This window comes from Rhodococcus sp. 06-156-4 (assembly GCF_002259345.1).
GTDB lineage: Bacteria > Actinomycetota > Actinomycetes > Mycobacteriales > Mycobacteriaceae > Rhodococcoides > Rhodococcoides fascians_E.
The window spans coordinates 100,614-109,907 of record NZ_NPGB01000030.1; the positions used below are offsets into that span (position 1 = coordinate 100,614).

Annotated in this window: 6 protein-coding genes; 4 read left to right on the plus strand and 2 right to left on the minus strand. The window is 64.7% G+C overall.

The window, feature by feature from the left end; all coding sequences use genetic code 11:
* Positions 1–161 precede the first annotated feature (161 nt).
* The 4 genes from CH290_RS22555 to CH290_RS22570 are packed head-to-tail and all read left to right on the plus strand — an operon-like array spanning position 162 to position 6,201.
* The gene (locus CH290_RS22555) at positions 162–1,895 is read left to right on the plus strand and encodes an ABC transporter transmembrane domain-containing protein (protein ID WP_033190657.1); all 1,734 of its coding nucleotides are present in this window, start codon (positions 162–164) and stop codon (positions 1,893–1,895) included.
* Positions 1,892–3,661, plus strand: coding sequence for an ABC transporter ATP-binding protein (locus tag CH290_RS22560; RefSeq protein ID WP_230621129.1), 1,770 nt, complete (start codon positions 1,892–1,894; stop codon positions 3,659–3,661). Before CH290_RS22555 ends, CH290_RS22560 begins: the two co-directional genes overlap by 4 nt.
* Before the next feature lie 58 nt (positions 3,662–3,719).
* Positions 3,720–4,541, plus strand: coding sequence for a sugar phosphate isomerase/epimerase family protein (locus tag CH290_RS22565; RefSeq protein WP_019667396.1), 822 nt, complete (start codon positions 3,720–3,722; stop codon positions 4,539–4,541).
* Between the two features lie 49 nt (positions 4,542–4,590).
* A complete protein-coding gene (locus CH290_RS22570) occupies positions 4,591–6,201 on the plus strand; it encodes a (2,3-dihydroxybenzoyl)adenylate synthase (RefSeq protein WP_019667397.1) in 1,611 nt (536 codons plus the stop codon).
* Positions 6,202–6,264: 63 nt separating this feature from the next.
* Here the strand turns inward: CH290_RS22570 and CH290_RS22575 are convergent, their stop codons facing one another.
* Complete coding sequence (locus tag CH290_RS22575) at positions 6,265–6,513, minus strand: phosphopantetheine-binding protein (RefSeq protein WP_019667398.1); 249 nt, start codon at positions 6,511–6,513, stop codon at positions 6,265–6,267.
* Positions 6,510–9,294, minus strand: a 2,785-nt coding sequence (locus tag CH290_RS22580) for an amino acid adenylation domain-containing protein (RefSeq protein ID WP_141217849.1), incomplete at its 5' end; no start/stop codon positions are given. The genes CH290_RS22580 and CH290_RS22575, both read right to left, overlap by 4 nt.

Below are 9,294 nucleotides of genomic sequence, written 5' to 3' on the forward strand. Positions count from 1 at the left end.
CTGATCGTTTAACATTCGAAGTTAGGCTAACCTATAGAACTAGTCGGGCGCACCCCCTGTGATTCGTCGAACCCCTACGGCCAACCCCGTCGACGCGTCCGCTCGCAGCACCGGAACCCCACCGTCCATCCCCTCCCACTGGAACACGAGCCTGCCGACGTATGACATCCGCCTGGAATCCGCCCAAGCACATCCCCGTTTTCTTCGACATTCCGGACACGCCGCCGCAGCGTCGAATCAGAATCCGCGACGGCATGTCGCCGCTACGCCTCTCGGCGTCGATCATCCGATCGGCAGGCTGGCATGCGGCACTCGGGTGCCTGCTCCTGGTGCTGTACAACACCGCGACGACGCTCGTTCCGCTGGCATTGGGTGCAGCCATCGACCGCGGCATCGGGCCGGTCACCACGGGCACCCCTGCCGGTGAGGCCGTCGGTGGGTTCCTGCAGTGGCTTGCCGTCATCGCAGGCCTCTATGTGGTCATGAACTTGACGTATCGCTTCGGCGGGCGCATCGGTTGGTTCGCTGTACAGCGAGCGAAGTACGAGCTGTCGTCGCGAGTGATCGAGCGCATCCTCGACGCACGCGGAACCGCAGGCGGACCGCAGCTGCCAGGGCGGCTGCTGTCGGTGGCAACCTCCGACAGCGACCGGGCCAGCAGCGCACTCTATTTCGCGGTGTATCCACTCGGCCATATCGTCGCAATCGTCGTCGCGGCTGTGTCGCTCTTCGCCATCCACCCGGTTCTAGGCTTGACCGTCATACTCGGGTCGCCATTGCTGTTGGCGCTCATGGCGGTTGTCGCGCGTCCACTGCAAAGACGCGCAGAGGAAGAACAAGATGCCGTCGCGGACGCGGCAGGCATCGCCGCCGATCTGGTGTCCGGCTACCGAGTGATCACGGGCATCCACGCTCAGCGCGCCGCCACTGACCATTATCGAGGTGTGTCCCGATCGGCCCTGCGCGGCACACTCGCGGCCAACAGGGCAGAGGGCGCGGTCATCGGCATCAACAATGCGCTGACCGGTCTGTTCGCGGGCGTGGTGACCGTCATCGCTGCAATGCTCACGTTCAACGGCTCCATCACGATCGGCGGCCTTATCGCCGCTGCCGCCATGGCCCAGGTGCTTCTCGATCCGCTGAGAAGTCTTATCGAGGACGCCGCAACGTTGGGTGCGATGGTGTTGGCGTCGGCCAAGCGTGTTCTCGATCAACTGCACATCGGCCCCGATCCGGAGGCGCTCGGAACCGCTCCGATCCCGGAGTCCCCGACGCTTCGGATCCACTCGCCCCAGATGACCGACCCGATTCTCGTCACGCCCGGCGAGTTTCTCGTGATCGACCCGTCCGCGATCGATGCCGACGGGCTCGTCGCCGCGATGACCTTGACCTCGCGCGGCGAGCAAGACAAGACCCCGGGCATCACACTCGACGGACGTCCCTTGCGAGAACATGACCCGGCCGAGGTCCGCCGCCGAATACTCGTCTCACCCCATCAGCCGGACCTCCTCGAACCGACGTTGTTTGCCAACGTGGCGTCCGCGGAGGCAGTTCCGGGGTCGGACGAGCACACCAGCGCCCGCGGCGCGCTGCAGGCAGCCCGCTGCGACGGCCTGGAGCACGAACTTCGCGACGGCTACGACACCGATATCGGCGACGGCGGCAGAACCCTGTCCGGTGGCCAACGCCAACGCGTCGCACTCGCCCGCGCACTGCATCGCCGTCCGCCGGTACTCGTTCTGCACGATCCCACGAATTCCGTGGACTCGGCCACCGAGCACGACATCGCCACCAGGGTACGTTCTGCGCGAGAAGGATTGACCACGATCGTCATCACGTCCTCGCCCGCCTTTCACGCAGTGTCCACGCACAGCATCGCAGGAGAACATTCGTGAGCGATACCGAAATGCAGCGCCTGCCGGTCGCCGACTGGCGCGAGATGCGTAACGAGATAACAGAACTCGCCGAGGGCAAGAAGCTGAGGATCGCGGGCATCCTCCTACTTCTGCTGATCTCGGCAGCCACGACGCTCGTCCTCCCACTGACCATCGGGTGGATCGTCGACACAGTCACCGGCAGTGAAGCGTCGGGAATTCCAGCGGTGTTCTGGTGGCAGTTGACTGCACTGGTGGCCGCTGCCCTCATCGGCGGCGTCGTCGAGTTCTTCGGCATGGTGGCGCTCGGACGCGTCATCGACACGATGGTCGCGGACCTGCGCGAGAAGTTCATGGCGGCGACACTGGATCTGACGGAGACCGAGGTGGAACGAGTGGGTGTCGGAGACATCGTGACTCGTGCCGCATCCGACACGCGGAACGTGTCCGACGAACTCCCAGCAATTCTGCCGACGCTGTCAGCAGCGATCTTCACGATCGTGCTGACCGTCATCGGGGCAGCGGCCATCGACTGGCGCTTCGGCATCGCGTTCTTGCTTGCCGCGCCGTTGTACGTACGGGCATTGAGGTGGTACCTCCCCGCGGTGCCGCCGGTGTACGGCGCACTGCGCTCGGCAGACAGCACCCGCGGCGAACGCGTACTCACCACACTCACGGCGCTTCCAACCGTTACCGCATTTCAGGTAGGCGATGCACGTATCAACGACATCCAGAGCGCAACATGGGATGTGGCACGTTGGGAGGTGCGCGCTCGAATCATGCAGAACCGTTTCTTCAGCCGCATCAACCTCGCCGAGGCGGTCTGCCTGCTCCTGATCGTCGGATGTGGTTTCGTTCTGGCTGCGCGGTACGGCACGTCACTGGGTTCGATCACCGCCGCCTCGCTGTTGTTCCTGCAGGTCACCGGACCGATCTCGATGCTGATGTTCGTGATGGACGACTTGCAGTCCGCCGCAGCATCTCTCGCTCGGGTCGTGGGTGTCACGAAGAACTACGCCGCCCCGGCCGCCGCGCCGGACTCGACCGTGAGGCGAACCGGCCCCGTCGTCTCGGTTCGTGATGCATCCTTCTCCTATCTGCCGGAGCACCCCGTGCTGAACGGCGTCGATCTGACGCTCCACGCCGGGGAGCACCTCGCGATCGTCGGCACGAGCGGTTCGGGCAAGACAACGCTCGCCCGTCTGATCGCCGGCGTGCGCGAGCCGGGCGGCGGAACCATCGAGGCATCGGTACACCGATCGCGGATCGCGTACCTGAACCAAGAGGGACGAGTCTTCTCGGCAACACTGCGCGAGAATCTGGCGTTCGCCGCGCCGGATGCTTCGGACGAGTCACTTACGCACGCACTGTCACTCGTCGGCGGGGATGTCCTTCTCAGCTCGCTCCCCGGTGGCCTCGACACCGAACTCGGCGAGGAAGGTCACCGCATCACCGCGGCGGACGTTCAGCTGCTCGCGCTGGCCAGGCTGGTCCTGCACGACCCCGCGGTGGCGATTCTGGACGAGGCCACGGCAGAAGCAGATTCGCGCAACTCGGCTCTGCTCGACGAGGCCACAGCGAAGGCACTACATGGCCGGTCGGCGATCGTCATCGCGCACCGACTCTCGCAGGCGCGTGCGTGCGACCGTATCGTCGTCCTCGAGCGGGGGTCCATCGTCGAGGAAGGCACCCACGACGAGCTACTCGATGCCGCGGGCCGCTACGCCGAACTGTGGGCCGTGTACAGCGCCGACATACAACCCCATTCCGAGGTAAGGCTAGGTTAAGCTGAGCTAGGTTAGGCTATCAATGTCAGCCTCGCCGGACCTACGCCGAGGAGCACCCGTGAAGACCTGCATCGCCACCGTGTCACTCGGCGGAACGCTCGAGGACAAACTCGACGGCATCGCCGCGGCAGGCTTCGACGGCGTCGAAATTCTCGACGCCGACCTGACGGCTGCATCATCGAGCACCGCAGACATCCGTCGGCGATGCGACGACCTCGGATTGACCGTCGACCTCTACCAACCGTTCAGGCGCGCCGAAGGTGTCACCGAAACCGAATTCGCCGACGTACTCCAACGTTTCCACCGCGAAAGCGACATCATGGAGGCGCTCGGCGGAGATGCAATCCTCGTCGTCTCCAACACCGACGACGACGCCATCGACGACCGAGACCTCTCTGCCTCGCAATTGCACGCACTCGGCGAGGCCGCAGCAGAACATGGCGCCACCGTCATGTTCGAAGCGCTGGCCTGGGGCACCCACATCAACCGCATCGCCGACGTCGAAGATGCACTGAGGCGCGCCGACCACCCGTCGTTGTCACTCGTCGTCGACACCTTCCACCTCTATGCGGTGGGAGACGGAATCGAACAGATCCACGCCCTCGACCCCCGCGGTATCGGCTTTCTTCAGGTCGCCGACGCCCCGTGGATGGATCTCGAGCTGATCCAGTGGAGCCGAAATCACCGCTGCTTCCCCGGAGACGGCGAGTTCGACGTACTCGCCCCCGTTGCCGGCGTGATCGAAGCCGGATACACCGGTCCGCTTTCACTGGAAATCTTCAACCCCGGATACCGCGAACGCCCCGCAGCCGACGTCGCGGCACACGGGGCAGAATCGCTCGACGCCTTGATTTCTCGTCTGCAATACACCACAACGTGAGCGGAAATGTAGGCCTGACCTACATTTCCGCTCACATAGGAAGGGATAGATGACCGCGTCCACTCACGACCTCGCACCCCTCGTCCTGGACGGAGTCGTCCCCTATCCACCGGAGTTCGCGCAGCGCTACCGGGATGAGGGCATCTGGGTGGACCAGACGTTCACGGAGTTTCTGTTCAGCTCGATCGAGCAGCACTCGGAGGAGACTGCACTGATCTTCGGTGACACCCGGATCACGTACGGCCACCTGGGCGAGCGGATTCTGACGCTCGCGGCCGGGTTCGAGCGTCTCGGAATCCGGCGCGGCGACCGCGTCGTGGTCCACCTCCCGAACATTCCCGACTATGTGGCGCTGGTGTTCGCACTCTACGAGATCGGCGCAGTACCCGTCCTCACCCCGATCGCGTTGCGCCTGCACGAAATCGGTTACATCGTCGAAGAATCCGGTGCCCGCGGGTACATCGCCACCGCCGCGCACGACGGGAACGATCTCGCAGCCCTCGCAGCCGAGCTGAAGTCGACGTCGTCCACACTCGAACACACGATCATCGTCGACGCCGATGGACTTGAACCGCTTCTTGCACAGGGCACACTGGAACATCGTCGACGATCGCTCCCATCGGACGTCGCTTTCCTGGCATTGTCGGGAGGCACGACCGATCGCCCCAAGCTTGTCCCGCACACCCACGAGACGTACCTCGCCTCCGTGCGGGCGGCAGCCGCGATGACCGATATCACCTCGGACACAGTGCAACTCGTCGTGCTACCGATGTCGCACAGCTTCGCGATGCGCTCCCCCGGTTACCTGTCCACTCTCGCTGCCGGCGGCACAGTCGTCATGGCGCCCAACGGGAGTCCGGACGTGAGCTTCCCCCTCATCGCCGAGCATGGTGTGACCATCGTCGCGCTGGTTCCCCCGCTCGCGCTGGCGTGGTTGAACTCGTCACTGAAAGAGCGATACGACCTGTCCACGCTCGCCGTCATCCAGGTCGGCGGGGCGAAGTTCAGCCCCGACTCGGCGCGACGAGTTCGGCCCGAACTCGGGGCGACGGTCCAGCAGTCGTTCGGTATGGCCGAGGGCCTGCACACCTTCACACGACTCGATGCGGACGAGGACATCATCACCACTCGCCAGGGGCGCCCGACCACCGACTACGACGAAATCCGCGTCGTCGACTCTCATGGCCAGAATGTCGACAGAGGCACCGCCGGTGACCTTCTGACCCGTGGACCGTCGACCATCCGCGGTTACTACAACGCCCCTCAGCACCAGAACGTGTTCACCGAGGACGGCTTCTACCGCACAGGTGACATTGTCGTCCAGGGCGCCGACGGTTACCTGACGGTCACCGGACGCTCGAAGGATCAGATCAACCGTGGCGGGGAGAAAGTCGCACCCGCAGAGGTGGAAGACCTGCTGCTGGCGCACGAGTCGATCCACGAGGCCTCCGTCCAGGGCATTCCCGACGCCGTCCTCGGTGAGCGTGTCAAAGCATTCCTGCTCCCACGCGAGGGTGTGGATCCGAAATCGTTGTCGCTGACCAAGGTTCGGCAGTTCCTGAAGGCCAAGGGGCTCGCGACGTACAAGCTTCCTGACGTCGTCGAATTGGTCACCGAGTTCGAGCGCACCGCCGTCGGAAAAATCAGCAAGAGAAAGTAGAACCGCTTCGCGTGTCGACGAGCGTGGGGCCGGATCCTTTCCCGGCCCCACACTCTCGCGTCCCTACGTTTTCTGCGCAGACTGCTGCAGGTCCTCCAGAACCGCAAGCCAGCGTTCCAGCCGTGGATCCTCTGCCAACACGATGTAGTCCACCTTCTCCACCCCTGCGCTGCGCCACTGCTCGACGAGTTGCATCACGCGCACGGAATCCATTCCCTGCTCGCGCAAATCCAATTCGTGGTCGAGCTCGTCGACCTCCACGTACAGCACGTTCGCCACATCTTCCTGTACCTGTTCGCTGCTCAGTGTCATCGCTGTTCGGCTCCTTCGTCGCCTGGTTCCAGTAGTCGGGTGAGCTGCGCACCCCAGTGGGCTCGTCCGCGCGCGGTGAGGATCACCGACGTGTGGTTTTCGCCGTCGGCCACAGTGATCACGGCCCGCGGGAGATGGACACGCCAGGCGCCCCGTCCAGCGGTGAGCCCCTCCGCCTCGGAGTTGTCGATGGTTTCCCCGGCCAACACGACGAGCGAGCCGCAGTCGAGTCGGCCGCTGGTCGGTTGAGCCATGAGTTGTTCACATCGGTTACCGGACACCGCAAAGGCTTTGACGAGCGTCTGGTTCGCAAACAACGCGCGGCTTCCCTCGTCGCCGAGAATGGCCAGCAAGTCCTCGCGTCTGCTTTCCAGGTACTCCAACTGGGCATCCCGGTCGTCGATGAACGACACATCGGGCGCAGGCGTCTCGGGGGCGCTGGTCGGATAGGTGTCGAGGATCGTCAAGGAATGGATCTCCTCTCCTCTCGAGCGAAGCTCCTGTGCCACGGCGAACATGATGTGTCCGCCGTAGGACCAGCCGAGCAGGTCGTACGGCCCGGTCGACTGCACACGTTGCACCGCATTCGCGTAGACGACCGCCAGTTCGGCGAGCGTGTCGAATTCGATGTCGACACCGCCGTGTGCTGGGTCCTGCAACCCCACGATCCCCAGTCCGTCCGGCACGTAGTCGGCCAACACGTCGTACGCAGCAGCATCGCCGCCGTACATCGTGTGCGCACAGAACAGAAAGCGCCCGGACGAGGATGGCAACAGCGGGACGAGTATCGCGTCGGCCACGTCGGTCGGGGTGACCGTACGCGCGGCGCGATCCTGCGCTGCAGCAGCCAAACCTGCGACGGTCGGGTTCCGGAGCACGTCGTTCAGGAGCAACGACGTACCGATCTCCTCGTTCGCCCGAGCGACCAACCGGACAGCGAGCAACGAGTGCCCGCCGAGACGGAAGAAGTGGTCGTCTGCGGCGAGCGTGATGTCGTCCGCGAGTCCCAACACCTCGCGGAACAGCCGCCCGAGTGCTTTCTCCGCATCGGTCTCGAGTTCCTGTCCGCCGGTGAGTGCTCCGGTGAGGTCGGGTGTGGGTAGTGCGCGGCGGTCGAGTTTGCCGTTGGGGGTGACCGGGACGGTGGTGATGGGAATGAAGACGGTGGGGATCATGTAGTCCGGCACCCGTGCGGTCAGATGCTCCCGGAGTTCGTCGTCGGTGACGTCGGTACCGACGTAATAGGCGGCAAGGTATTTGTCATTGCCGCCGGGGTGGTCGGCAGCGATGACGACCGCGGTCGAGACGGCAGGGTGCTGCTGCAGGACGACGCGGATCTCGTCGAGTTCGATGCGGAAGCCGCGGATCTTGACCTGATCGTCGGAGCGGCCGAGGTAGTCGAGTTCACCGGCGTGGTTCCAGCGCACGAGATCACCGGTGCGATACAGACGCTGCCCGGATCCGGTAGCGACGAACCGGGACGCCGTCAGATCCGTGCGGCCGATGTAGCCGTCGGCGAGTTGGATGCCACCGAGATACAGCTCTCCTGTCACCCCGACGGGTACCGGGCGCAGCCAGGTGTCGAGGACGTGGGTGGTTGTGTTGGCGACCGGTGTTCCGATGGGCACGGTCACCACATCGGTGAGCGCGTCTGCGTGGATGGGTGCTGCGGTGACGTCGACGGCGGCTTCGGTGGGGCCGTAGAGGTTGTGCAGTTCGGCGCCGGTGAAGAGTCGGTCGGCGTCGGCGGCGTTCGCGGCGGGGAGGGCTTCGCCGGAGAAGAACACTCGCCGCACCGAGGTGAGGCGTTCGGGGTCGGGTGTGGCGGTGAGGAATGCAGCGAGCATGGCGGGCACGAAGTGCAGGACGGTGATCTGGTGGCGGTCGATGACCTCGGCGAGATAGGACGGGTCTTTGTGGCCGCCGTCTTTCGCGACGACGAGGGTGGCGCCGACGACGGCGGGGAGGAAGAATTCCCAGACCGAGACGTCGAAGACGGCGGGGGTTTTCTGCAGGATCCGATCACCGGGGCCGAGTCCGTAGTCCTCGGCCATCCAGGTGAGGCGGTTGATGATCGCCTGGTGGGAGATCATGACGCCTTTGGGGCGTCCGGTGGTGCCGGAGGTGAACAGGACATATGCCGTGTCCGCCGGGGTCAGGGCCCGCGCCAACACCGGTGCCACACGTTCACCGCGTGTCAGACGCGCCGAGACCGCCGGAGTATCGAGGAAATCACCGGTGATGACCATCGTCGGTGACGCGTCGTCGAGGATGTGCCCGATCCGCTCGTCCGGGTAGTCGGGGTCGATGGGGACATACGCTGCGCCGGCGCGGATCACCGCCAGTAGTGCGGTCACGAGGTCGATGCTGCGCGGGAGGTGGACGGCGACGCGGTCTCCGACCTGAACCCCACGTTCGATCAGTATGTGTGCGAGTGCGTTGACGCGGGCATCGAAATCGGCGTACGACCAGTGCGTTCCGGTGTCGTCGATGACGGCGAGCGCATCCGGAGCGACAGTCGCACGGTTCGCGATCAACGCATCTACCGTCGAATCCGCCACCGACACAACCGGACCCGCCGAGAGTGTGGAGATCTGGCCCGAATCGGCTGCGGGCAGGGCATCGAGTGCGGACAGTCGGGTCTCCGGCGCGGTTGCCAGTGTCTGCAGGACGCGTTGGAAGGTGGTGGTGAATCGGTCGATGGTGGCGGGGGTGAACAGTTCGGTGGCGTAGGTGAGGGAGCCGACCATACCGTTCGGGGTGTCGGCGAGGTCGAGTTCG

Excerpts from the sequence above, each read along its gene's own strand:
- CH290_RS22555 (WP_033190657.1), top strand. The coding sequence starts at position 162 with ATGACATCCGCCTGGAATCCGCCCAAGCACATCCCCGTTTTCTTCGAC.
- CH290_RS22570 (WP_019667397.1), top strand. The coding sequence starts at position 4,591 with ATGACCGCGTCCACTCACGACCTCGCACCCCTCGTCCTGGACGGAGTC.
- CH290_RS22575 (WP_019667398.1), bottom strand. The coding sequence starts at position 6,513 with ATGACACTGAGCAGCGAACAGGTACAGGAAGATGTGGCGAACGTGCTG.